General features: G+C 46.0%; 24 protein-coding genes. 20 read left to right on the forward strand and 4 right to left on the reverse strand.

The features are described 5' to 3' along the window. Positions 1–32 precede the first annotated feature (32 nt). Entirely contained in the window at positions 33–767 is a 735-nt protein-coding gene (locus tag FGT79_RS02375) for an HAD family hydrolase (protein ID WP_138751180.1), read from the reverse strand. A gap of 349 nt (positions 768–1116) precedes the next feature. After that, positions 1117–1341: a hypothetical protein gene (locus FGT79_RS02380; RefSeq protein ID WP_138751181.1), complete on the reverse strand. Its 225-nt coding sequence runs from the start codon at positions 1339–1341 to the stop codon at positions 1117–1119. A 158-nt stretch (positions 1342–1499) separates the two neighbouring features. On the opposite strand from FGT79_RS02380, the gene FGT79_RS02385 reads away from it, so the two are divergent. The 10 genes from FGT79_RS02385 (at position 1500) to FGT79_RS02430 (ending at position 10827) form a co-directional block, all read left to right on the forward strand. Continuing rightward, on the forward strand, positions 1500–2225 hold the full coding sequence (locus FGT79_RS02385; RefSeq protein WP_138751182.1) for a phosphonate ABC transporter ATP-binding protein: 726 nt from the start codon (positions 1500–1502) through the stop codon (positions 2223–2225). Next, positions 2222–2734, forward strand: a complete 513-nt coding sequence (locus tag FGT79_RS02390) for a GNAT family N-acetyltransferase (protein ID WP_138751183.1) — start codon at positions 2222–2224, stop codon at positions 2732–2734. The genes FGT79_RS02385 and FGT79_RS02390 overlap by 4 nt, the downstream gene beginning before the upstream one ends. A gap of 15 nt (positions 2735–2749) precedes the next feature. Further along, positions 2750–3361 carry a DUF3298 and DUF4163 domain-containing protein gene (locus FGT79_RS02395; protein WP_138751184.1) on the forward strand — a complete coding sequence of 204 codons (612 nt, stop codon included), beginning with the start codon at positions 2750–2752 and terminating at the stop codon, positions 3359–3361. Positions 3362–3430: 69 nt separating this feature from the next. Next, positions 3431–4036 carry a response regulator gene (locus tag FGT79_RS02400; RefSeq protein ID WP_138751185.1) on the forward strand — a complete coding sequence of 202 codons (606 nt, stop codon included), beginning with the start codon at positions 3431–3433 and terminating at the stop codon, positions 4034–4036. 731 nt (positions 4037–4767) lie between these two features. Next, the gene (locus FGT79_RS02405; protein WP_138751186.1) at positions 4768–5469 is read left to right on the forward strand and encodes an MOSC domain-containing protein; all 702 of its coding nucleotides are present in this window, start codon (positions 4768–4770) and stop codon (positions 5467–5469) included. Further along, positions 5456–6436 (forward strand): phosphotransferase, encoded by a 981-nt coding sequence (locus tag FGT79_RS02410; RefSeq protein WP_171056045.1) that lies wholly within the window; start codon positions 5456–5458, stop codon positions 6434–6436. The genes FGT79_RS02405 and FGT79_RS02410 overlap by 14 nt, the downstream gene beginning before the upstream one ends. Continuing rightward, complete coding sequence (locus tag FGT79_RS02415; protein ID WP_138751188.1) at positions 6433–7356, forward strand: polysaccharide deacetylase family protein; 924 nt, start codon at positions 6433–6435, stop codon at positions 7354–7356. Before FGT79_RS02410 ends, FGT79_RS02415 begins: the two co-directional genes overlap by 4 nt. A gap of 15 nt (positions 7357–7371) precedes the next feature. Beyond that, the gene (locus FGT79_RS02420) at positions 7372–8331 is read left to right on the forward strand and encodes an AAA family ATPase (RefSeq protein WP_138751189.1); all 960 of its coding nucleotides are present in this window, start codon (positions 7372–7374) and stop codon (positions 8329–8331) included. 10 nt (positions 8332–8341) lie between these two features. Next, positions 8342–9484, forward strand: coding sequence for a DUF58 domain-containing protein (locus tag FGT79_RS02425; protein ID WP_138751190.1), 1143 nt, complete (start codon positions 8342–8344; stop codon positions 9482–9484). Then, positions 9481–10827, forward strand: coding sequence for a DUF4129 domain-containing protein (locus FGT79_RS02430; RefSeq protein WP_138751191.1), 1347 nt, complete (start codon positions 9481–9483; stop codon positions 10825–10827). The genes FGT79_RS02425 and FGT79_RS02430 overlap by 4 nt, the downstream gene beginning before the upstream one ends. Before the next feature lie 258 nt (positions 10828–11085). On the opposite strand, the gene FGT79_RS02435 is transcribed toward FGT79_RS02430, so the two are convergent. After that, positions 11086–12450: an NtaA/DmoA family FMN-dependent monooxygenase gene (locus tag FGT79_RS02435; RefSeq protein WP_138751192.1), complete on the reverse strand. Its 1365-nt coding sequence runs from the start codon at positions 12448–12450 to the stop codon at positions 11086–11088. Between the two features lie 135 nt (positions 12451–12585). Beyond that, the gene (locus tag FGT79_RS02440) at positions 12586–13476 is read right to left on the reverse strand and encodes a LysR family transcriptional regulator (RefSeq protein ID WP_138751193.1); all 891 of its coding nucleotides are present in this window, start codon (positions 13474–13476) and stop codon (positions 12586–12588) included. A gap of 153 nt (positions 13477–13629) precedes the next feature. Here FGT79_RS02440 and FGT79_RS02445 point away from each other — a divergent pair, with 153 nt between their 5' ends. From FGT79_RS02445 to FGT79_RS02490, 10 genes are all read left to right on the forward strand, one after another. Beyond that, a complete protein-coding gene (locus FGT79_RS02445) occupies positions 13630–14292 on the forward strand; it encodes a carboxymuconolactone decarboxylase family protein (RefSeq protein ID WP_138751194.1) in 663 nt (220 codons plus the stop codon). Positions 14293–14317: 25 nt separating this feature from the next. After that, entirely contained in the window at positions 14318–15502 is a 1185-nt protein-coding gene (locus FGT79_RS02450) for an amidohydrolase (RefSeq protein ID WP_138751195.1), read from the forward strand. A 147-nt stretch (positions 15503–15649) separates the two neighbouring features. Continuing rightward, on the forward strand, positions 15650–17263 hold the full coding sequence (locus tag FGT79_RS02455; protein WP_138751196.1) for an ABC transporter substrate-binding protein: 1614 nt from the start codon (positions 15650–15652) through the stop codon (positions 17261–17263). After that, the gene (locus FGT79_RS02460) at positions 17264–18208 is read left to right on the forward strand and encodes an ABC transporter permease (protein WP_138751197.1); all 945 of its coding nucleotides are present in this window, start codon (positions 17264–17266) and stop codon (positions 18206–18208) included. It abuts the gene before it with no gap. Positions 18209–18232: 24 nt separating this feature from the next. Beyond that, positions 18233–19168: an ABC transporter permease gene (locus FGT79_RS02465; RefSeq protein WP_246096107.1), complete on the forward strand. Its 936-nt coding sequence runs from the start codon at positions 18233–18235 to the stop codon at positions 19166–19168. A 14-nt stretch (positions 19169–19182) separates the two neighbouring features. After that, positions 19183–20181, forward strand: a complete 999-nt coding sequence (locus FGT79_RS02470) for an ABC transporter ATP-binding protein (protein ID WP_138751198.1) — start codon at positions 19183–19185, stop codon at positions 20179–20181. Between the two features lie 4 nt (positions 20182–20185). Beyond that, complete coding sequence (locus FGT79_RS02475; RefSeq protein ID WP_138751199.1) at positions 20186–21172, forward strand: ABC transporter ATP-binding protein; 987 nt, start codon at positions 20186–20188, stop codon at positions 21170–21172. Positions 21173–21193: 21 nt separating this feature from the next. Continuing rightward, positions 21194–22570 (forward strand): LLM class flavin-dependent oxidoreductase, encoded by a 1377-nt coding sequence (locus tag FGT79_RS02480; protein WP_138751200.1) that lies wholly within the window; start codon positions 21194–21196, stop codon positions 22568–22570. Beyond that, a complete protein-coding gene (locus FGT79_RS02485) occupies positions 22560–23777 on the forward strand; it encodes an acyl-CoA dehydrogenase family protein (RefSeq protein WP_171056046.1) in 1218 nt (405 codons plus the stop codon). The genes FGT79_RS02480 and FGT79_RS02485 overlap by 11 nt, the downstream gene beginning before the upstream one ends. 300 nt (positions 23778–24077) lie before the next feature. Continuing rightward, positions 24078–25220 carry an SGNH/GDSL hydrolase family protein gene (locus tag FGT79_RS02490; protein ID WP_138751202.1) on the forward strand — a complete coding sequence of 381 codons (1143 nt, stop codon included), beginning with the start codon at positions 24078–24080 and terminating at the stop codon, positions 25218–25220. Positions 25221–25229 lie beyond the last annotated feature (9 nt).

Consider the following 25229-nt stretch of genomic DNA (forward strand, 5'->3'; position numbering starts at 1 on the left):
GCGATCCGGGTCTATTCATGTGATGCATTCGATTAGCGGTTAACGTAACCATGAATGGCATCAGGTACGTCTCTTAGATGATCAAGCGTCAAAAAAGCACCTTTCGGTTCAACCTCGATTTCAATGACGTTAAACTCCCATTCGGATACAGCGCGCATATGAATGGCATGTATGCCAGCTGTCAAAGCAGGGACAACATCCGTACGAATCGAGTTGCCGACCATCCATGTACTGTTTCTATCAAATACACCGGCTGCCAAAATGTTCTCAAGTGAATCGCTGTTTTTGAGGCGGCGAATGTAAATCCGTGATTCAAAGTAGCGCTCCAAATTCATCTTCTCTATCTTACGGCGTTGAATAAGCAGCTCGCCGCCCGTATACAAATGAAGCTCATGACCGGCTTCTGCAAGTGAGAATAATGTCTGTTCCATGTTCGGATATGGTTCCGTATCATGCTCATATACGCTCAAGCCAAGCTTCCATAAAAAGTTTTCTTCACTGGTGGAGCGCTTACGGCCCGTTATATGAGAGAAGTGAATGTAAGTATCGACAAAGGATTGAGGGAAATGTTCACTCTTGAAGCCGAAGACGGCAACACCTGCAATATCGATCTCCATCTGTTTGTCACGAATCGCTTGGACAGATACCAGTGATGAGACGCCGAACCAAGTCGTCATCGCATCAATGAACTGGTCTATGACCAAATAAAAGTATTTGTTACAGTGAATTAAGGTATCGTCAAGATCAAACATAATTTGTTGCTTCATAGATACGATCTCCTTTGCGAAACTTGGATCTGTATGATCAATCTACCGCAAGTGGAGGGGGTGCGTCAATGTATGAGTAAATGGTTGTATGGTTTTCACATCATTATCCAATAAGATAGGCATGCTATTAGTGGAGGTGATTGAGATGGTAAGTAACAGAGGACATAGAGGTGACAGTTCCCAAAATCATTCTAGCTTGCGAGGAGTATCAGGAAAGCTTAAAACAGATAAGTTTGCTAAACGGCCGCCAAGCCTTAATGGTATAAACAAACAGCTTCCATAGAAATAGAAGTGCATGGAGAGATGAACAGGAGAGCATTGCGATGTCCAGCTCTCCTGTTCACTACCTTTAAGCATATTTAAGCTGTGAGGCTCTTAATTGATTTTTTATAAAAGCGATTCGTCTGCGAACATAAAAATCTTTGCTCGCACCCTTCAAATCTTTGGGAGTGATCACCTCCTCTGCAACATTATCGATGATGATAAGCCGTCCATCGGCATAAAACTTAAAAGTTAAGTCACGTCCAGGACGTTGATTCTCTACATAACGGAAATTTTCGCAGATGTTATTCATGGTGATCAGGCCTCCTCCAAATGGTTGAATTCGATGATCGATGGAACATTTGTTCTTGTTTTTATTATACCAAACATTTGTTCGTATGGAAACTGTTTTTTGTTTAACGTAAACTAGATTCATAGAAGCAGTTGCTGCAAACAGAAGGAGAGCGGAATATGATTAGAATAAAGAACTTATCTAGAAAAATTCCAGGCGGACCAAAGGTACTGAATGATATTAGCTTTGAAGCTTATCCAGGCGATTTCATTGCGATCAAGGGGGATAGTGGAAGCGGGAAATCTACATTGCTTCGCTGCCTTGCTCTTCAGGAGAAATGGACGGAAGGAACGTATCAGTTCGACGGAAAAGATATATTCAAGCAAGGTATTTCCGGCAAGCTGAAAGTGCGTCAGGAGGTTGCTTATATAGAGGAGAAGCCCTTTTTGTTTCCGAATAAGACAGGTCTCAAAAATGTCATCATAGGCTCCGTTTCACAAACGCCAGCATGGCGCAGGTGGACGGGCATGATGCGAAGCGATGATTACATGGGCGCGATGGATATGATCGAGAAACGCGGTCTGATCGATAAAGCACATCAGAAGGCTAATACGCTAAGCGGAGGCGAGCGGCAGAGGATGGCGATTGCAAGAGCGCTCGTGCATGGTGCTAAGGTTATTGCTGCAGACGAGCCGGTCGCAGGACTCGATCCGCATACAGCAGACCAAGTACTGACGGATTTGAAAGCGCTTTGCAAGGAACAAGGCGTTATTGTGATTGCGGTTATGCATCAGGGTGATTGGGCAGAACGCTTTGCCGACCGAATCCTGGGCTTGAATGGCGGCAAGCTGGTGCTTGATGTCAGAGGCCGGAGATTGACTGAGCGCGAGAAAGCATTGCTATGAGTGCGGTCAAAATTCGCCTGATTGAGTTGGAAGAGCTGGATGAAGCGATAGCACTTGAGCAGCGTTGCTATACACCGGAAGCAGCAGCGACACTTGAGGGTTTTCATACACGATATAACCACTATCGATCATTCTTCTGGTCTGCTTGGATCGGGGAACAATTAGTAGGCATTACGAATGGCGTTCGTACAAATCAGACAGCTTGCGGCGACGAGATGAAGGGCAGCCATGCCGATCAATTAGAAGGCAGCCATTTCTGTATTCTCACAGTTGCTGTGGATGGCAACCATAGAAGACAGGGCATTGGGGTCATGCTGCTGCGAAAGCTAGTCGAGCAGTGCCAGACATCTGGCATCGATTCCATCATACTGATGTGCGAGAAGCATCTCATTCCGTTCTATGAAGCAGAGCATTTTGAGTTGAGAGGTTTATCTTCGTCTACACATGGTGGAATCATCTGGTATGAGATGAGCCGTGACCTGCATAGGATGAAGCATCTTACCGAATAGGAAGGTGTCTTCCATATGCCATTTCAATCACCACTTGTCATTCAAACCGCTAAAGCTGATTTTCCAAAAGCAGAGCTGTCTTTGCCTTATGTCAGCGGTGGAAAAAGTGAGAATGCAGATAAGAAAATAAATCATAAGATTCATCAAACGGTGCAGCAACTCGTTCATAGCCAAGGCTCTTTAGAAGATCCGAATGCCCAAATGATCGGTTATTTCGAACAGAAAAATAATCAAAAGGATTATTTGAGTCTTTCCTTGTACAATTATGCTTATACAGGCGGGGCACATGGCATGACCCTGCAGCAATCGCTTACTTTTAAACAATCTACAGGTCAAACGTATACGCTGGCTCAGCTGTTCAAGCCGGGTTCTGATTATATAGGCCGAATTAGCGCAATCGTAAGCGCTCAAATCAAGGAAAGAAAGATTGAGACACTGGAACCATTCAAATCGATTCGACCGGATCAGGACTATTACGTAGCGGACAGATCACTTGTTGTTTATTTTCAGTTGTATGAGCTCGCGGCTTATGTGTATGGATTCATTTATTTTCCAATTTCAGTTTATGTATTGCAAGATATCATCAATGAGGACGGCCCGCTTGGTGCTATGCTTGTTAATGATTGAATACGAGCACGCTAACTTTTGCATTGCTGCTTTTCAGCCGCAAAGCGTTCAAGGAGACGACCCTACCCATTGACCTATTTTCTTATTCTTTTTATCGCTGCTTTGCTTGCTGCCGTGTCGTTTGTCTTCTACCAGCAGCGTAAAATGGAAAAGGGACAGCGCAGCACCGAAAGGGAGTCTGCTCTTCACATTCCTGCTGAATTAGTGAAGTTGACCTCATCAGTCGGTACTCAGGCTAAAGCAACGGTTAAGGAAGAGCTCCAAACGGAGAGAAGGAGCAGGGATTATGGCGATGACGTTCATCTGCTTGTCGTAGATGACCAATATTCCATAAGACTGATGCTCACCGAATTGTTCTTGGCAACCGGCGTCCGTGTTTTTGAAGCGGAATCCGGGGCTGAAGCCTTGGCTATATGCGGAGAACAGCAGCTACATTGCATCTTGCTTGATCTGAAATTACCGGATATGGACGGTATTGGAATATTGGGAGGTATACGTTCGATATCCGAATCGGTTCCGGTGGTACTTATTACGGCATATGCTTCGCCAGATAAGCTGGAGGAAGCTCTGGAGCTCGGAATTAGCAAGTGCTATACAAAACCATTTGATATTATCGAGCTAAAGAATGATGTTCTTCAATTGATAGATAAGCACACGATGCAGCGCTCAATCTAATCGTATCTGATACTATGGCCTCCTTTCTTCAATGAAGGGAGGCTTTTTTATATCCATTATCACGAATCAGTTAAATGTAACCTATCTTTTGAAAGCAAGGATGGTTCAAGGTTAGTCATCTTGTTATGTGCGAGTGTTTCTATCGCACTGTTATTAGTTACAAAAATCATCTCTTCTGCTGCGCACATCTTCATTCATTGCCTTGCAGCTTTCCTATGCGATTCCAATTGCGCTAAAGCTTAGAGATCAGGTTAAAACAAAGCGGTTGCTGAATGGTCCTTGGCATATGGGAAATTGGAGCAAAACAGTTAAATGCATCTCTGTGGCGTGGTTTCTATTCTCTGTGATTTTGGCAGCTTGGTTCATCCAGACAGGTGGAGTAATCGTGGTGACAGCACTCCTGTTGATTATTTTCATACATGGCAAGCTGATTCAGTAGCGGAAAATAACGAAATAATCTGCATCTCATATGTGGGAAATATAGAGGAGGATGGTAGGAAATATTCGGACAATTCCAAAACATTTCCCGGGGAAGCGCAATAAGCAACAGGAAAGAGAGCTTTTCGACATGCAGAAAGATAAAGGAAGGAAGTCTTGTCGAAAGCACTTATATATATAAATTTAATGATATTAATATTTTATGTTGTTATATCTCTTTGCCAACATCTCCCTATGAAGATTATAATAGTCAGATATGAGGATTTGAGAACAACATAGGGGGCAAGAAGGATATGACGCAGCAAACGGGTAGTGCCAGACTCCTTTCGCTAAACGTAGGCGAGCCTGTCGCAATAGCCCATGGCTCCAAGCAAATACAATCGGGTATATTCAAGAGCCCTTCATCGTCAGCACATCGGTTATCCATAACAGGAATACAAGGCGATGGGCAAGGCGATCTCATTAATCATGGCGGACCTGACAAAGCGGTCTGCGTGTACTTTGAACAAAGATATGATTATTGGAATGAGCAATTTGATCAATCCTTTGCATTCGGAGCATTTGGTGAAAATTTCACTTTGTCGGAATGGACGGAGGATGACTTGTGCATCGGAGATATCATTCATGCTGGTGATATTATTGTCCAGGTAAGCCAGCCTAGACAGCCTTGTTATAAGCTTGGATTAAGGCATTCACTGCCCGAGCTGCCTGTACGTGTCCAACAACAGGGCTTTACGGGGTTTTATTTCCGCGTGCTGCAAGAAGGCACCATAGCTGCTGGAACGCCGTTTATCATTGCTAGCCGACACCAAGCTCGCATAACGATCGCTGAAGCGAATCGCGTCATGTATAAGAACAAAGACGACATAGAAGGCATTCGTAAGCTTCTTGCAGTTAAAGAATTGGCAGCAAGCTGGCAGGATCAGCTTGGAGCTAGACTAGAGAAGCTTTTACAGGATAAGCAGGGGGATGGAAAGCAGCATGAACAGCATTGATTTCACAGCCTATTTGAATGCCTATCTTCTGGCAGAGCCCTATGAGGTCGAGCAGCGTGAGAGCGGAATGAACAATACAACGCGGATCATAACTTCCAGAAATGAACGTTATGTTCTTAGAATATACAATAACCATAAAGATGCTGATATTGTAAGATTGGAGCAAGAGGTTCTATCAGCCTTGCAGCAGGAGGAGCTTCCATTCCGCATTCCGGTTCCGATTCTGAACAAAAATGGTGATACACTAAGTATCTCGGAGGACGGCACGCTGTCGGCATTATTTCATTATATTGAAGGTGATCGTCCAGAGGTAACCATTCCTGCGCATGTTCATGCCTTAGGTGAAACTGCAGCGTTGCTTACATCTTCCTTACGTGAGATACAGCCTATTCGAAAACCGCTCTATAGCCCTTACTATGAGCTGAATAAAACCTATGCATCTATGGATGTTCAAGCTTTTCTAGCAATAGCGAGCCGCTCAGTGGCACTTGCTGCTAGACAATCAAGCTTCGAGATGCTTCAACGAGAGCGGGATGGTCTAGCAGAAATTTGTGCAGAGCTCGCAAGCTGGCCGATGCAATGGATTCATGGCGATCTGGTATTCAATAATACTGTTTCGCGAGGTGATGCGATCATCGGTGTACTTGATTTCGAGTTTGCGACGATGGATGTTAGGGTGATGGAGCTCGCTGTTATTGTAGTCGACCTCCTAAAGCCTAATGATGGAGAGCTGAGCGCTAAGATCAAGCTGCTACTAAAGGGGTACTTGAACAAAGGCGAGCTGACAGATCTGGAGCTGCAGTATTTGCCTGCATGTATGAAGTTGAGGTTAATCGATGTTGCCCTGCATTTCGCAGTCCGCTTGAATGAAGGGCTCGATCAAGAAGAAGTATTGTGCCAGATTGTGGAGCAATCCGCATTTGGGTGTGAGTGGATAAATGAACATTGGGAGGATGAGATTGCATGAGTTTGGCCAAAGAGCTCGGATATGGAGAAAATGAGAGGCTTCTTCTCGTCAATGCAGATGACTATGGCGTATGCCATTCCGCTAATATAGGCATTCAACAGCTGCTGCTTGAAGAAGCGGTAAGTTCGGCAACTTTGATGATGCCTTGTGCTTGGGCAAGGGAAGCCGCATTATGGAGTGCTAGACATCCTCAAATCGATGTAGGCGTTCATTTCACGTTAACGAGTGAATGGGATTCGTATCGCTGGGGCCCTGTTAATCGCAAAGGATCAACCGAATCATTAGTTACAACCGAAAATTATTTCCCAAAGGATTGTAAAACGTTTGAGCAGCAAGCAGATGAGCAGCAAGTACAAGCAGAGCTGATTGCTCAAGTTGAAATGGCTTTGTCGATGGGCATGAAGCCATCTCATGCAGATAATCATATGGGCAGTTTATATGGACTTGCGACTGGTCGCCATTTTCTCCCCGCTGTTCTCGATGTATGCGCTTCCTACGGATTGCCTTTTCGTTTGCCTAGGTACTTGCTGCAAGAAAACGGACAGATTGCACCGCCGGAGCTTGCCGAACAGGCGAAGCAGCTTGCCCAGCTTGCTGACTCGAAAGGCGTCGTCATTCTCGACTATTTGGTCGGTTTGCCTTTTCACTTGCAGGAAGGCGAAGACTATAACGTGTTAAGGTCAAGCATGCAGCAGCTGTTAAGTAGTCTTCACCCTGGTGTTACCGAGCTAATTATCCATCCATCAGTTGTTACTGATGAACTCATTGCCTTTCATGGGCAACCTCTGAAACGCGGTATGGAGCTTGAGCTCTTCCGTGATCCAATGATTAAGCAGACGCTTCAAGATGAAGGGATTCGCATGATTCGCTGGCGTGAGCTTCAGAAGCTTCAAAGAGAGCGTACTGGATTTAACACATAATAAGGGAGCTGAACTATGTCATTCCATACGATCAAACAGCTAGCTGAGCAGGTGAAAACAAATATCGGACGCGTTATTATCGGTAAAGAGGACGTTGTCGATTTACTGCTCATTGGACTCATCACTTCAGGACATGTACTCCTTGAGGATGTACCTGGTACAGGGAAAACGTTATTAGCCAAATCGCTTTCGAAGTCGCTTGATCTTACGTTTAGACGTATTCAATTCACGCCTGATTTGCTGCCTTCTGATCTAAGCGGCATTCATTTCTATAATCAGAAGCTAAGTGAATTCGAGTTCCGTGCAGGTCCTCTATTCACGAATTTACTTCTGGCCGATGAGATAAACCGCGCAACACCGCGTACGCAATCCAGCCTGCTGGAGTGTATGGAAGAGCGACAAATAAGTATTGATGGAGAGACGAAGCTTCTCGCACGTCCATTTATGGTTATTGCTACTCAGAATCCGATTGAGAATCAAGGAACCTTTCCATTGCCTGAAGCACAGCTTGACCGATTCTTATTCAAAATCAAAATGGGTTATCCGACGACGGAAGAGGGGCTGCAGCTGCTTAAACGTTTCAAGTCTAATGATCCACTGGCAGAGCTTACGCCTGTTGCAGGAATGGATTTGATACACGAGGCACAGCAAGCGTATTCCGCGGTTCAGGTTTCGGATGATGTTCTTCAATATTTGCTGGAAATCGTAGAGCAGACTCGCAAAAGGGATGAAGTATCGGTTGGTGTAAGTCCTAGGGGAAGTCAAGCGTTGCTGCGCGCTTCACAGGTATATGCTATTCTTCGTGGTCGTGGTTTTGTAACCCCTGATGATATTAAAGCGATGGCTAGGCCTGTATTGGCCCATCGCCTGGCTATCCGAGGCATGCAACGCACGGCTAACCAAGCTGAACACATTATCGATGACATTATTCGTTTGACTTCTGTGCCCGCAGAAGCCGGCGCAGCGATACGATAGGCGGAGACAGATGATTTTATTCTGGTTTATCGTTGCAGCGATTGCCATATTGGGGTTGCAAGGCCGTATCTTTCAAAAGCGTGTACTCAGACATATGAAATATGAACGACATTTCACTTCAAAGACTTGCTATAGTGGTGAGCAGGTCGAATTGGTTGAAGAGATGGTCAATGCGAAGTGGCTGCCTGTTCCTTGGCTTCGCGTAGAATCTCAGCTTTCGACCCATTTGCACTTCCAGAAGCAAGAAAATTTCTCTGTAAGCAGTGGTAAGCTATATCAGAATCACAAAAGCTTCTTCAGTCTGGCTCCGTACACGAGAATTAAACGGACACACCGAATGACATGTGCTAAGCGCGGCTGGTATAAGCTTCAGACGGTAACGCTTACAGGCGGAGATCTGCTAGGCATGTCCCACACTTCTAAGCAGCTACCGCTGAATAGCGAGTTGATCGTTTATCCTAAGCTAGCAGAGGTTCCGATCCAGGAGCTGCCTTATCATAGCTGGCAAGGTGATCAGTCCGTAAGCCGATGGATCATCAACGATCCCTTTATCATTGCAGGCGTAAGGCAATATCAAGCCGGCGATACCTTTAAGCAGATTAATTGGAAAGCAACGGCGAAGACCGGCGATCTTCAAGTACATCAATATGATTTCACAGCTGATCGCAGACTTATGATTTACTTGAATGTTGATGACGCAGAAGGCATGTGGAGAAGCGTGACTGATTTCGCCTTAATTGAGCGCGGCATTGAATGGGCAGCAGGGGCGGCGGCGGCTGTCATCCGTCAAGGTATGGAAGTTGGATTCTCAGCCAATATGCCGATTATAGGCGAAAGCGTGAGCTTTCATATGGAGCCAAGAGGAGGAAGTGAACATCTGCTCGGCATTTTTGAAGGCATGGCTAAGCTTGAGATTGAGCGAACGGAGCTATTCCATCACTTGCTTGAACGAGAAGCAAGGAGCGGGTACAGCGAACGTGACGTGCTCATCATTACCGCCTATTGGAATGACGAGCTGGAGTTGCATGCAGACCGGCTCCGCTATAATGGTAATGCCGTAGCGATATGGCTGTTGACTGAGCGTGCATTCGATAATAATGCTGTAAATAACATGGATTCACCTTCAGCAGGCAAGGAAGTGGTAACAGCATGAATAGGCTCCTCAAGCAAACCATGATCGTTAAGGCAATGGGAAAAGGCATCATTGAGCTTTTATTTTATTTGCCGATCTTCCTTATACCTGCTGTATACCTGTTTGCGGATTCAAGCCTATGGATTTGGATTGCGACGCTGCCTCTCTGTTACGGGATTGGTGCATTCCTAGCAGGGAAATTCACAAACATGCGATATGTTGTAAGATTGTTGCTTGCTGCAGCAGTTGGTGGTGTACAGAGCAGCTTACTCCTGTTCCCCCCAGCATCGAGCGTGGGAATCGCAGCTATGGCAGCAGGTCTCATTCTCACTGCAGTGATAACGATGAGAGGGATGTCAGGATATATTAAGGGCTGGTCTACCTCATTCACAAACACCCATTTGCTTATTGGCATCCTGATCTATGTGCTGATGCAGCCTTTAAAGCTTATGGTCTTTAAGCAATTAATACCTTATAACGGTTTATTGATCATTTGCGGAATCGCCTGCGTCATTCTGTTTTTCTTCTTCGCGAATGAACGGCATATGAATAGTGAGACAGCTGACGTAGGCAAGTCTTCAGCCACGTTCGCTTTTAAGCGCCAAAACCGTATAATGATGCTTATCATTGTCGGTTTAATCGGTTTCATTGCTTTATTCCGTCAAATAGGGCAGGCCGTCGAGCGCTTCTTTCACGACATCATCGATCGTTTCATGGATTGGATGAACCGACCGAAAGAGGAGCAGATTCCCGCTGAGGAGCTGCCGGAGGCTGCACCACCACAAATGCCAGTTGAAGCCGCCAAGCCGCCTTCCGACTGGATGCTTCTGATTGAGCAAATTTTCAAAATAATTGGCATTGTAATTGCGGTCATTGCCATTTGTATTCTGCTCTACTTCATCATCAAAAAAGTGATGCAATGGATAAGCGTTATTGTGGCAAAGCTGCAAGAGCGAGGAGCCGATAATCGTGATCAAAGTGAGGGTTATACCGACGAGGTTGAAAGTCTCGTATCCATTCATCATTGGCGCGAACAAATGGGCAATCAATTCAGGAAACGTTTTATGAAGAAACGAACTTTCGCTGAAGAGTGGGAAGGGCTAGCTACAAATTCGGAAAAAATTAGATTTCTGTATGCCCATTATATACGTGAAGGTGAAAAGCAAGGATATGTAGCAAAGCCTCATTTGACACCGAGAGAAACAGTCGATGATCTAGTTAATTGGCAGGCTGGAAAGCCGAATACAGAGGGAATACAGCAAATGGTTGATGTGTATGAAGAGGTTCGTTACGGTGATAAATTTGCAGATGACGAACAGGTTCGTCGATTGAAGCAGCCATTCGTTAAAGATAGCAAAGGTTAAAAAGCGAACCAGCCACGATGGCTGGTTCGCTTTTTTAACATATAAGAATGTATAAGTTTGTTCGCTTATAAAAGGCTTATATTTCACCGTCAAAGCTGCTTTAGCGTCTTACAGGACGCCGAAGGCGTTTTTGCTTGAAATATAAGAAAGTATAAGTTTCAGCCTTATACTCCGCTTATATTTCTCGGACTGAAACGCGCTGAGCCGCCAAAGGACGGCGACAGCCGATTCACCTTGGGAGATAGGTAACAAATCGATCTACTGGCTGCCGTTATTTCGGAAGCGGGCACCTGGGTGTGTCTGTGACAATGTAGTGTTCCCAACTCCGAATAATCGCTCACGCAGGCTGCCTTCCTCGTAAGAAGTACGAAAGATGCCTCTTCGCTGCAGCTCAGGCACGACGAGCTCGACAAAGTCAGTAATGGTGCCTGGCAAAATGTATCGTTCAAGATTGAAGCCATCGATACCGGTATGCTCAACCCATTGCTGCATCTGATCAGCTATTGTGCTTGCATCTCCACATAAAGTAATTCCACGAAATTCCTTCTCAGCAAATTGGTCGGCAACTTCACGAGCGGTTAACGTGTTTTTTTGATGCTTGGTGTAGCGTTCGGTATGCGTGCGACCTTGTTCTGTACGAAAGTTCTCAAAGGGTGCATCAGGGTCCATAGCGGTTAAATCAATTCCCGTAGCATTCTCATACGTAAGAAGTGCAGCCTCTCGGCTTCTGTAGGCTTTGAAAGATTCCAGCTTTTCAATTGCTTGCTCCGTTGTTTCTCCGACAATGGCGGATAAACCTGTAAAGATTTTAATCTCAGCTGATTTGCGACCATAACGTGCAGCGCGATTGCGTATATCCTCGACCTGAGCTTTCAATGCTTCCATAGTAGGTGCTTTGAGAAAAACGCCTTCTGCATGCTTAGCTGCAAAATCCCTACCCCGATCAGAGCTTCCCGCTTGGAAGAGAACAGGCGTACGCTGAATGGAAGGCTCACAGGCATGCGAGGCTGTAACTTTGAAGTACTTGCCTTCATGTGAGATGAGCTTTACTTTGGAGGAGTCTGCATAATAGCGTTTCTCACGATTGACATGAACAGCATGATCGTCCCAGCTTTCTTCGAACAACCGGTAACTGATTTCAAGAAACTCCTCAGCTTGATCATAACGCTCATCATGTGAAAGGGTAGAATCCCTCCCGAAGCAAGCCGCTCCTGCTTTGCCGCCAGCAGCGACTACATTCCAACCGATTCGTCCATTGGTCAAATGATCAAGCGTAGAGAAGCGGCGAGCATTCGCATACGGTGCTTCATAGGTAGGAGAGGCTGTAGTTATGAAAGCGAGATGCTTCGTTGCAGCCGAAAGGGCAGAAATACTGAGCATCGGATCCAGTCCAGGCGTATATACAGCTTCACGATAGGCAAGCTCTTGCTTGTTCGAAGGATAACCATAGGAGTCTGCGAAAAAGATGAAATCGAATAGACCGCGTTCACACAGCTGTGCAATTTCGATCCAGAATGAAAGATCCTTATAGCGAGTTGATTGATTTTCCGGATGAGCCCAGACACCTTGGGTCATTTGGTTCGGGGTTTGAATATCAAAGATGCCCAAATGAATTTTTTTCATCGTGTATCACTCCTGAACAGATGGCTGCTGCAACAGCCTAGTGTTCAGATCATATCGGAAAACAGCAGCCTTGTATAATTGATAAATATAAAGAATTAATTTAATAAATGTAATAGTACGGATGGAATAACAGACTTAAACGCCAACGTAAAGCTTTCGTTTTATTTCATCCTTCAAATCGAGCGAAATTCGGCTTTGGGCATCGAGATTCCGTTTCGTCAGTAAGCCAAGTGGAGGTCCACTTATCAAATCTTTGACGGTTTTGACGATTGTGCCGGGAATCGGAGGCGTCACCGCTACCTCCGGTGAAATCGCGATACCCATGCCTGCTTGTACGAAATATTTGATTGCGTTAATTCCGGTTACTTCCATACCTGCGTGACGCAATTGACCGATCTGGCTGGTAATCATTTCTTCAATGCGAATACGGAAAGGGCAGGTACCTGGCGTAAATAGCATTTTCTCGTTTTTGAGATCCTGCAATCGAATTTCTTCCTTATCCGCAAGTGAATGATTGGCTGGAAGAAGTAAAGTAAAGGTTTCATGGCGAAGCGAATCGAATGCGAGCTCAAGATGAGGCTCTGGCTGGTTGCATATGGCGAAATCGATCTGATCCTCCAGCAGCATTCGAATCATATCCCGTGTCGAGCCGATCGATACATTGACCTGTACCTTAGGTTTGGTAATCGCATATTCCGCTAAGATGGCTGGCAGCCGATTGCTGGCAGATGGCTCCGTAGCACCCAAACGGATGCTTCCTGCATCTCCATTTATAAAGTCGCTTAAAGTGCTGTTAAGCACATCGTATTCCTGAAGAAGGGAATCAGCACGCTCAAGAAATAACCGACCCGCATTAGTTAGCGTAATCGTCTTGCCCCTCTCGAACAATCGAACGCCAAGCTCCTCTTCGAGTTTTTTTATTTGGATGGTAATGGTTGGCTGCGAATATTGCAGGGCTTCTGCTGCGCGCTGAAAGCTGCCTAATTTCACGATGGTCTGAAATGCTTTGATCAGGCGTATTTCCACTCAGGTACCCTCCGTCTCTTTAATAAACATAATGTGGCGGTTTACAATTTTTAATTATACAATGACGCCTATATCTATTATGATAACAGAAGTTTCATAACTATTGAAAGAGGAATACTTGGTATTCCAATAAAACGTGGAGGTTTTTATATCATGTCTAACGAAAGTTTGTATATTCGCCATAATCAAGCGTATTCCGCTAAGCTCTTTGGGTATGCTCCAGAAGCGTTCAAAGCATTCGGGGAATTCAATAAGCAGGCGCTGGCTGCCGGCAAGCTCTCCGTGAAAACGAAGGAATTGATCGCAGTAGCGGTTGCTCACATTACGGGATGCCCTTATTGCATTGAGGCACATGTGGGCAAGGCTAAGGATCAGAATACATCGCTCGAAGAGCTCGTAGAATCTATCGTTGTTGCAACGGCCGTAAACGCCCATTCCGTGTTCTACAATGCGATTAATGCTTTGAATGCCTATAACAGCAGTGGGGCAGAAGAGGATTTATACCCACGTAGCAACTTAGAAAAAATAGAAGAAATAGAGAAGCTGAATGAAACACAATACACAGCCTTCACTGGTTTTGTTCACAGCGCACTTCAACCTGGTCTGCTTACAGGGAAAGAGAAAATCCTCATTGCACTCGCATCGGCACATATTACAGGGAATGCTTATAGCATCGATATATTCGCAAGACAAGCCAAAGAAGCAGGCACTTCACTGGAAGAACTATCAGAGACGATTCTCGTTGCAACTGTACTCAAGGCCGGTTCCGCTCTGGCTCATCGCGTGAATGCGCAGCAAGCTTTTGATCGTGAGTAATTCAGCTTAAAGGAGGGTTTCCCATATGAGTGATAAGCAGTTCGCATTCGAGCAACTGCCCGATTGGGTTGCAGACCAGGTTATAGCGTGGAGGAGATATTTGCATCAGAATCCCGAGCTGTCGTTCCAGGAGCACGAAACAGCAGCATTTGTTGAGCATACGTTACGGGAATGGAAGGGACTTACCATCAGTAGACCTACACCAACAAGTGTTGTGGCCATTCTGAAGGGCGATCAACCTGGGCCGGTAGTCGCTTTTCGAGCGGACATGGATGCTCTTCCGATTCATGAGGAGAATGTATTCGAATTTGCATCCAAGTCCCCAGGAGTCATGCACGCCTGCGGTCATGATGGTCATACAGCTATGCTGCTCGCAACAGCCCGATTATTGTCCGAGAAGCGGGAGAGTTTGCACGGAGAGATCCGTTTTATATTCCAACACGCAGAGGAGCTTCCGCCTGGTGGTGCCATTGAGCTAGTAAAAGCCGGTGTACTGGACGGGGTCGACTTTGTGTTCGGTGTCCATTTGGCTTCCTTGCTGCCTGTCGGGCAGATTGGGATTAGGCATGGCGAGATGATGGCATCACCTGACAATTTCACAATTGTCATAAAAGGCTATGGCGGGCATGCTGGATTTCCCCACAAAGCTGTCGATGTCATTGCAATTGGTTCACAGCTTGTCGGACATTTGCAACATATCGTATCCCGGTTAACCGATCCGCTGGAGCGGTTGGTCGTTTCGGTTACGCAGTTTACCGCGGGCTCTTCCCATAATGTTATCCCTGATTCCGCAACATTGAAGGGAACGGTTAGGAGCTTTAAGTCTTCCGTTCGCAAAGAGGTTCCAGATATCATTCGTAAAATGTCGGAGGGAATTGCTGCTGTATATGGCGCTTCGGTTGAGGTTGATTTCGTATATGGCTATGAACCCGTCATAAACGATGAGTGGCTGACGAATCTTGTAAAGGAAGCAGCTGTAGAGTTAGTAGGTTCTGATCTCGTGATTGCGACACCACCTAGCATGGGAGGGGAAGACTTCTCTGCGTACCAACAGCGCGTACCGGGCACTTTCGTCAACATTGGGGCTGGAAACGAAGCAGAGGGCATCGTGTTTCCTCATCACCATCCCAAGTTTACGATTGATGAATCATCCTTAGTGAATGGTATCAACCTATTCCTTCGTGTAGCAGATAAGCTTCTGTACAAGTAGGAATAGAAGAGGACTATTATTAAAAAAAGTAAACTGATCGATTAAAAGGTTGTAATGTACATTTCAATGCCGATCGTTTATGATGGTTAAATATTAATCCGATAAAAACGATCGGAAATATATGTATAATTGCTGAGGGGGATTTATATGACGAAATTACGTCAATCTACGTTCATTATTTTATTGTTAAGCGCATTATTGTTTGTATACGGATGCTCTACCAATAATACAACGGCAACAGAGACGAACAAACCTGCGGAAAACAATAACCAAGCGGGAAGCAATGACACGGAGCAAGAGGGCGAGAAAGAGCTTAAATTCGCATTAGGTCAAGCAGTATCTACACTTGATCCTCATTTGTCTGTCGGCGGAAGCAATGGCGCGGTCATTCTGAATATATTCGAAGGCTTGTATGCTTTTAATTCCAAGCTTGAGCCTGTTCCTATGCTTGCAGAATCAACCGATGTCAGTGAAGATGGTAAAACGTATACCTTCCATTTGCGCCAAGGCATCAAATTCCATAATGGCAAAGAGATGAAGGCTGAAGATGCGGCCGCATCTTTGAACCGCTGGAAGGATAAAGCACCGCGTGCGAAAAACTCCTTCGGCGAATCCTCATTTGAGGTAGTTGACGATTATACGGTGGCGCTTAAGCTAAACGCGCCTCAGAACGATACACTCGCTCAACTCAGCCATGTGCTTAATTTTGCAGCTATTATGCCGAAAGAAGTAGTCGACAGCGCTGCGCCGGAAGGCATTACTGAATATATCGGAACTGGACCGTACAAATTCGTTGAATGGAAAAAAGATCAATATATCGATGTTGAAACATTCGCGGATTATCAATCGGCTGCAGGTGAGCCTGACGGCTTCTCCGGTAAAAAAGAGCCGCAGATTGAGAAACTACGTTTCTCTCTAGTAACAGATACTGCGACACGATTTAATTCCTTTGTAACGGGTGAATATAGCTTTGTAGATGTCAGCCTAGATGATCTGCCACAGGTTGAAGGACAACCAGGCATAGAAGTCATCAAGTCCATTTCAAGTGATTATAACGTGGTTTACAACAAAAAATCGCCGGTATTTTCTAATCTGACTAACCGACAAGCGGTCAATAACGCACTGAATGTGGAAGAGATTCTACTTGGCACCGTATCATCGCCTGAGCTGTTTGAATTGAATTCCAGCTACATGTTCAAAGATAATGCGACTTGGCATTCCGATGCTGGAAGCGACCAATACAACTTGAATAACCCAGACAAAGCGAAAGAGCTTCTGCAGCAGTCAGGCTATGATGGACGGGAAATCGTATTCCTCACTACGAAGGATCTAGGCGGCAAGTTCTACAATGCCACACTCGTTGTGCAATCGCAGCTGGAGAAGATTGGCTTCAAGACACGGGTTGATACGTATGATTATGCGACTATGCTGACAAAGCGCGCTGATCAAGGGGTATGGGATATTTATGTTGGCGGATTTACCGTACCGACGACACCATCTCAATTGCTTTATTTTAATCCAACGTACGGTTTTGCCGATGATGCAAAGCTGGCTGAATTGCTCAAGGCTTCAACGGCTGCTATTACACCGGAAGATATTAAAGCGGCGAATGATGCTCTGCAGCAATATGCATGGGAGTATTTGGCCGTATCCAAAATCGGAGACACCTTCACTTATTATGCCATTCGCGAAGAGCTGCAAGGTTTGATTCTATATGCAGGCTATCCGAATCTTGGCAACGTGAAGGTATTGAAATCTTAAATGCCCATCTTTATATTGAGACGACTATTAGCATTGATCCCCGTAGTCTTGGTTATGTCAATCGTCGTATTTCTTATTATTTATTTGATTCCTGGTGACCCCGCGCGAGTTATGCTCGGAGACGGTGCTGATGAATCTACGATTCAAGAGCTGAGAGAGCAAATGGGTCTCGATTATCCTTTAGTTGAACAATATGGCCGCTGGATGTGGCATGCCATACAAGGAGATTTAGGACGATCCTTCTTTCTACAGCAGCCTGTGTCTACTGCTATTGCCGAACACTTGGCACCGACGCTGTCACTCGCAATTCTCGCCCAATTCATCGCAGTCCTGATTGCCATTCCTCTTGGCGTCAGGGCAGCTGTGAATCGTGGGGGCATTGCGGATAAAGTGTTGAATGCTTATTCGCTGCTTGGCATATCTGTTCCTGGGTTTCTGCTTAGTTTGTTTTTCGTACTCATCTTTGCGGTCAAGCTGAGATGGCTTCCGGTTTCAGGTTATGTTCCCTTGCAGGATGGATTAGGCACATTTCTGAGATACATGTTTTTACCTTCCCTTTCTATTGGAATCGTTATGTCATCATTGACAGCCCGTATTGTTAAGGCTTCCATGCTAGAGGTGCTTAACGAAGGGTTTGTGAAAACAGCATGGTCGAAGGGCCTGCATCCAAATAAAATTATTTACAAACATGTGTTTCGCAACGCACTTATTCCTGTGCTGACCGTGATTGGCGGCTCATTCGGAACATTGGTGGCTGGCGCGGCTGTGATAGAATCGATTTTTAATATACCCGGTTTAGGACAGATGCTCGTTCATGCTGTGGAACGCAGGGATTACGCCGTCATACAAGGCATGGTACTCTTTATTGCCATTGTATACGTAGCAGTAAATCTAATTGTGGATTTGATGTACGCAATTGTCGATCCACGCATTCGATTGCAATAAAATGTGCAGCAGGAGGAAGATACGTTGACTGATTCAGCATGGGGCGAAAGAAAGCAGCAAGCTCGCCTGAAGAGAATGATACAATCCAAGCGGGTAAGACGCTTTACTGCGAACCGTACTGCAGTAATCGGTGGATGGCTGATGCTTCTGCTCATTTCAGCAAGTTTACTGACGCCGTGGCTTGCACGCTTCGAGCCTCAGGCTGTCGATGTCATTCAAAGGCTTAAACCGCCCAGCCTGACGCATTATTTCGGTACGGATAATCTTGGCCGTGATGTGTTCAGCAGAACGCTTAGCGGGATGGGGATTTCAATACAGGTTGGTTTAACCGTTGCGATAATAAGTTCAACCGCTGGCTTAGCGATAGGCTTGTACTCTGCTTATTATCGGCGTCTTGACCAAGTGCTTATGAGAATCATGGATGGCATATTTGCATTTCCTGCCGTGCTGCTCGCTATGGCGATGATGGCTGCGCTGGGACCGAATGTGTCAAACTTAATTATTTGCCTGAGCATCGTATTTATTCCCGCAGTTGCCCGAATCGTTCGTTCTTCCGCATTAGTTGTGAAGGAACAGACTTATATCGAAGCCATGCGTGCGATAGGCGCTTCTAGGGCTCGGATTGTATGGCTTCACATTATGCCGGGTACGTTGCCTGCGCTTATTGTGCAAGGGTCATTCGTATTTGCAGAGTCGATCATCGTTGAGGCGGCACTCAGCTTTCTAGGGGCAGGAATACCTGCGCCAATGCCGAGCCTCGGCAATCTGCTCTCAGAAGGCAAGGCCTTTATTTATAATTCGTGGTGGATGACTTTGTTCCCCGGTTTTGCGCTGATTATATGCGTGCTGGCAATGAATTGGTTCGGAGATGGCCTCCGTGACATGCTGGACCCTTATGGCAAAACAAAGCGCAGTCGCAAAACTAGAAAAAGAAGCGGCTCTGCCCAATCAGCATCTTAAAGGAGGAAGGTCCGTTGGCAAACCAAAGCTTGCTGGAAATTCAATCATTACGAACAAGCTTTCATACTGAAGCTGGCATAGTCTCGGCAGTCGATGGCATTTCTCTAAAGATCGGAGCGGGAGAAATCGTTGGTGTTGTAGGCGAGTCAGGCTGTGGGAAAAGTGTAACTGCTCAGTCCATTCTAAGACTGCTTGATGAGAAAGCATTAACCAGCTATGAAGGGGAAGTGAGGTTTAACGGTGTTGATTTACTTAAGCTAAGTCAGCGACAAATGAGAGGTGTGCGAGGTAATGATATCTCGATGATCTTTCAAGATCCGCTAAGCTCCTTAAATCCACTCCTTACGATTGGCGAGCAAATTACAGAAACGATACGCAGCCATCGAAAAACGTCAAAAAAAGCTGCTCTGCTTGAGGCGATTGGCTTACTTCAATTGACAGGTATTCCTTCGCCAGAGCGACGCGTGTACGAATATCCGCATCAGCTATCTGGCGGTATGCGCCAGCGGGTTATGATTGCAATTGCTCTTGCCTGTGAACCTAAGCTTCTCATCGCTGATGAGCCGACAACGGCGCTTGACGTCACGATACAAGCCCAAATTATGGATTTGCTTGTGAAACTAAACAAAGAACTTGGCATGAGTGTACTTCTGATTACACATGATCTTGGCGTTGTAGCGGAGGTTTGTCATAAAGTAGCTGTCATGTACGCCGGCCAGATCGTCGAAACAGCAGATGTTGCTACCTTATTCAGTAATTCTCAGCATCCATACACGGCTGGCCTGTTACACTCGATTCCGCATATTGATCGTGATCGCTCTAAGCCGCTCGAAGCTGTTCGCGGATTTGTGCCTGCGTTGCATCAACTGCCGAAAGGCTGCCGCTTTGCTCCTCGCTGCCTGTATGCAGAAGATCAATGCCTATCTGACATGCCGGAATTAGAGGCGAAGCCTGGTATAAGCTCGATGGCACGCTGCTGGCATTCAGAGAAGCTACAGAGAGAGGAGGCATGAGTCCATGACCATAAACGTTGTCGAAAAACAGCCAGAGCCCATGCTGAAGGTAAGCGGTCTGCAGAAGTATTATTCCGCGAAGCAGCCAGGCGCTTGGCGTTCTAAGCCGGTTAAGGCGGTTGATGATGTTTCTTTTCAGTTATATGAGGGTGAAACGTATGGTCTTGTTGGAGAATCCGGATGTGGCAAAAGCACGTTGGGAAGGACATTACTTCGACTGACTGAGCCGACCGCAGGGTCAGCGGTTTACCAGGGTGAAGAGCTGTTTACCTTATCCAGCAAATCACTTCAAACTTACCGTAAACAGCTGCAAATGGTATTCCAAGATCCATTTGCCTCGCTGCATCCACGTAAAACAATAGGCTCAGCACTCACTGAACCTTTAGTCATTCATCAAATCGGAACGCAGGCGGATCGATATTCACGTGTAATCAACATGCTGCGAATCGTCGGCCTCCAGCCTGATCATTATGATCGACTTCCTCATGAGCTGTCCGGCGGACAGCGGCAGCGCGTCGTATTGGCGCGCGCCTTAATACTAGAGCCTAAGCTCGTTATATGTGATGAGCCGGTCTCAGCATTGGACGTCATTATTCAAGCCCAAATCCTTAACTTGATGAAACAGCTTCAGCAGGATCTGGGGCTTACTTATTTGTTTATCGCGCATGATGTAGGCGTTGTTCGTCACATATCAGATCGAATTGGCGTCATGTATTTAGGCAAGCTCGTAGAAGAGGCTCCAACTGATGAATTATTTGCAAATCCATTGCATCCCTACACGAGAGCACTGCTCTCAGCCGTTCCGAATCCTGATCCAGCTTCGAAGAGGGAGCGGATATTGCTGAAAGGAGACATTCCGTCTCCGCTGAATCCTCCGTCTGGCTGTTCCTTTCATCCACGCTGTCCGCTTGCGACAAATATCTGCCGTGAGAAGCTTCCGCAAAAGCGGGAGGCAGCAGCGAACCATTATGTAGCTTGTCATTTAGCCTGAAATAGAGAGGGGATAATCTTAATGAAACAGATCCATTTGGGCGTATTTGAGGTGAACAGTGTCAATCACCTCACTCAAGGGATATGGACACATCCTGCGCAAAACCGCATACATTTCAATAGTTTAGATTATTGGATTAACATAGCTAAATTATTGGAAAAGGGAAAATTTGATTTTATGTTTTTCGCTGATTCTTATGGCTCTCCCGGCAAAAACGCTGAGCTTGCATTTCGAGAAGCCTCGGGACCTCCCGGCAATGATCCTATGCTGTTATTGCCTGCATTAGCGGCAGTTACAGAGCATTTATCCTTTGCAATGACAACGTCTACGACTTATGAAGCTCCTTACGCAAACGCGAGAAGGTTCGCTACGCTGGATCACTTATCTAAAGGTCGCATTGGTTGGAATGTGGTAACGACGAGTACGCCAACTGCAGCAGCATTGTTCGGACGCAGCGAGTTTGTGCCGCATGACGAGCGATATGATATTGCAGATGAGTTCCTCGATGTCAGCTACAAATATTGGGAAGGCAGCTGGGAAGAGGATGCGTTGCAGATCGATCGTGAGAAGAGAGTATTCACGGACCCGGCTAAAGTTCATCGCGTTCTGCATGAAGGGAAATATTTCAAATCAGAAGGCTACTTCTCCAGCTCTCCTTCCCCGCAGAGGACTCCAGTGATTTTCCAAGCAGGAAGCTCGGAGAGAGGGCGTGCATTTGCAGCGAAGCATGCCGAAGGCGTTTTTCTGAAAGCTCCAACACTTGAAGTACTGCGTGATCAAATCGCCGATATTCGTCGCCGCGCAGTCGAATACGGCAGGACAGCAGATTCTGTTAAAGTGTTTACAGGTTTATCCGTCGTTACAGCGTCAACAAGTGAAGAAGCGCAGCGGAAATATAAAGAATACCTAAGCTACCAAAGTGCTGAGGCGACCCTTGCAAGCTACGCTTCCGTAACTGGAATTGATTTGACCAAGCTGGATCCTGATTCTTATTTCGAGAATATCCATACGGAAATGGGACAAACCCATACAGATCGTTTCACGAAGCATGCGAAAAACAAAAAAACGGTGGGCGAAGTACGTGACGATTTCTTGGAAAAAGGGTTTCGCGGCGTAACGATTGTCGGTTCTCCTGAGGAAGTGGCAGACCGCATTGCAGAGGTGGTTGCCCTTACTAATGTAGATGGTTTCAATCTAGAGCCATACGTACTGCCTGATTCCTATACCGACTTTATTGAGCTGGTCATCCCTGTTCTACAGGAACGCGGCTTATTCAAACGAGAGTATGAGACAGGTACCTTCCGTGAGAAGCTGTTCGGCAGCGCTAGACTTCCAGAGGGTCATCCAGGCATAAGCTACCGTCATGCAGAGAATAAGGCAAAACCTAATGGCGATTGAAGAGAAGCTAGTCATTCGAGATGCGGCAATTCGTGCGGAGCTGTCAGAACGACAATGGGCGTTGCTCCAACAAGTACGGAAAATAGCAGAGCATGAAATTGGACCTGCAGCATGGCTGGTGGATCATGAAGCTCGTTATCCGCAAGAAGCGATGGAGGCGTTGAAAGCAGCAGGTCTCATCGGTGCAGCTGTTCCGGAAGCAGCAGGTGGTCATGGTGCAGGTTATGGCGGTGATGTGGTGCTGCTTCCGCTCCTTCTTATGGAGCTTGCTTCTTGGTGTTCTTCTGCTTCACAGGTATTTGCCTTACACAATACTGGCGTTCAGCTCGTACATGCTTTAGGAAGCGAGAAGCAGCAGAGCTTTTTGTTCAATGAGGTTATTGGCAAGGGGCAGCTGTTTGCAAGCTTTGGAAGTGAAGCGAGTGCGGATCGCTTCAAGCTAGGTAGTGAGCTGAGTATCATACAAGGCGGTTATTTGCTCAATGGTACCAAAATATTTGCAACAGGTTCGCCTGCTGCGAAATGGGCTATATGGCGTTCGGTCTTGTCAGAAGCATCAGGCAGCCAGGAAGAACGTTTCAGGATGCCTATTGTTGATTTGGAAGCATCGGGAATAACGATTAAAGATGACTGGGATGGAATAGGTCAACGAGGGACTGGAAGCGGTACAGTTGTTGCGGTTAACGTATTTGTACCTAACGAGCATCTAATCGGTGATACTGCTGGTTATGGCAAAGTGCAGTTATTTTTCAATACGCAGTTCCACATTCATTTCGCCGCACAATATGTTGGAATCGCTGACGGAGCACTTCGCGAAGCGGTTCAGTATTTGAAGGCGAAAAGTCGAAGTATTACAGCCGGAATACCTGTGATAGAAGAGTCGTTGATACAAGTGAGAATAGGCGAGATGGATGCCAAGCTGGAGTCAGCGCGACAGCTTGTTCTGCGAGCAGCTAGGCTTCTGCAGGCTGCTCAAGCCAATACTGAGCTTTATCCTAGTGCAGCCATTGCTGCCTCACAGGCAAAGGTTGTTGCGACAACGGTTTCACTTGAAGTGACATCGGATGTTTTTCAATTAATGGGTGCTCGGGCCGCTGCTCGAAAATATGGATTTGACCGTTACTGGAGAAACGCACGCACGCTGACGCTGCATGATCCGGTCGACAAGCAGCGCGAATGGCTCGGTCGATCCGTGTTGCAGGAATAAAAGATTATAAACAGGAATTAGCCATGACTAGGCTGGTTCCTTTTTTTGTGTGCTCAGCATGTGTGCCAGCTTGGGGGGGTAATTTCTGAAAGGCAATTTGAGTGGTTTGAGAAGTGTGCAGACGGACATGAATATTATGGTAGAAGTTTCCCTTTCGTTAAACGTATAATGGGAACATTAGCCAGCGTAATTGATTGCACAAACAGGTATCAGAAAAAGGCACAACTTGTGAGCTAATCTAATTAAGGATATAGCAAGACTGCGTCATCCATCATTTTTTAATAAGAGGAGGAAAAAACAATGAGCAACACTAAACTGGAAGTATATCCATTATCGAAAGTCGAACATTTGAAGGTGCATGGCCGTACAACGGGGCAGCGTTCTCCCTTAGCATTATTTTGGACGGGGAGTGCGATTGAATTTCATGTAAAAGGTTCTGAACTATGGATTGAAGTTGAGGTTGAATATGATCAATATGAGCCTTGGATAAGCGTTTTGATTAATGAGGTTCCAGTAAGCAGACAAATGCTAATCGCCGGAAGGTACTGGGTGTGTTTGTTTAGAGGGATGAATGAGAGCGCTTTAAAAAGTGTGCGTGTGGTTAAGGAGCTGCAGGCGATGAACGTAGATCCGGGCTGTTCACTACAGATTCATGCTGTGAAGAGCGATGGTAAGTTTATGCCAGTTGAAGACAAGCCTTATAAGCTGGAGTTCATCGGTGACAGCATAACATCAGGTGAAGGCACTGTAGGAGCAAATGTCGAAGAAGACTGGATTCCGATGTGGTTCAGCGCTATTCATAATTACACCCATATAACCGCTGAGACGTTGAATGCGGATTATCGTGTTATTTCCCAAAGCGGATGGGGTGTTCTGACAAGTTGGGATAATAATCCGCATGCGAATATTCCTGATTATTATGAACAGGTTTGCGGCCTTCTTACCGGTGATAAGAATAAAGCACTCGGAGCATTTGATGAAAATAACTTTGCTGCCTGGCAGCCGGATGTCGTAGTCATCAATCTCGGAACAAATGATGGCGGGGCTTTCTATTCGCCGGAATGGCAAGATGAGTCCACAGGTAAAACCTACAAACAAAGGCTAAATGAGGATGGAAGTTTTGTAGCAGAGGATTTACTAGCCTTTGAACGAGCAGCCGAGCATTTCCTTGTTAAACTTAGAAAATATAACAAACATGCACAACTCGTATGGGCCTATGGCATGATAGGAATACCGATGATGCCGGCAATAGCCCGTGCGGTGGATGCGTACGTGAAGAAATCGGGAGATCGCAGAGTATCCGTGTTTCAGCTCCCTATTACCACGGATGAAACGATAGGTGCAAGAAATCACCCAGGCGTATTCGCTCATCAGCAAGCGGCAAAAGCGTTAGCGGAATATATCAGAGGTATTTTGCCAGTGAAAAAGCAAGCCGTTTCTTAACCACATTAA

It is taken from the genome of Paenibacillus sinopodophylli, from assembly GCF_005930355.1.
Lineage (GTDB): Bacteria > Bacillota > Bacilli > Paenibacillales > Paenibacillaceae > Pristimantibacillus > Pristimantibacillus sinopodophylli.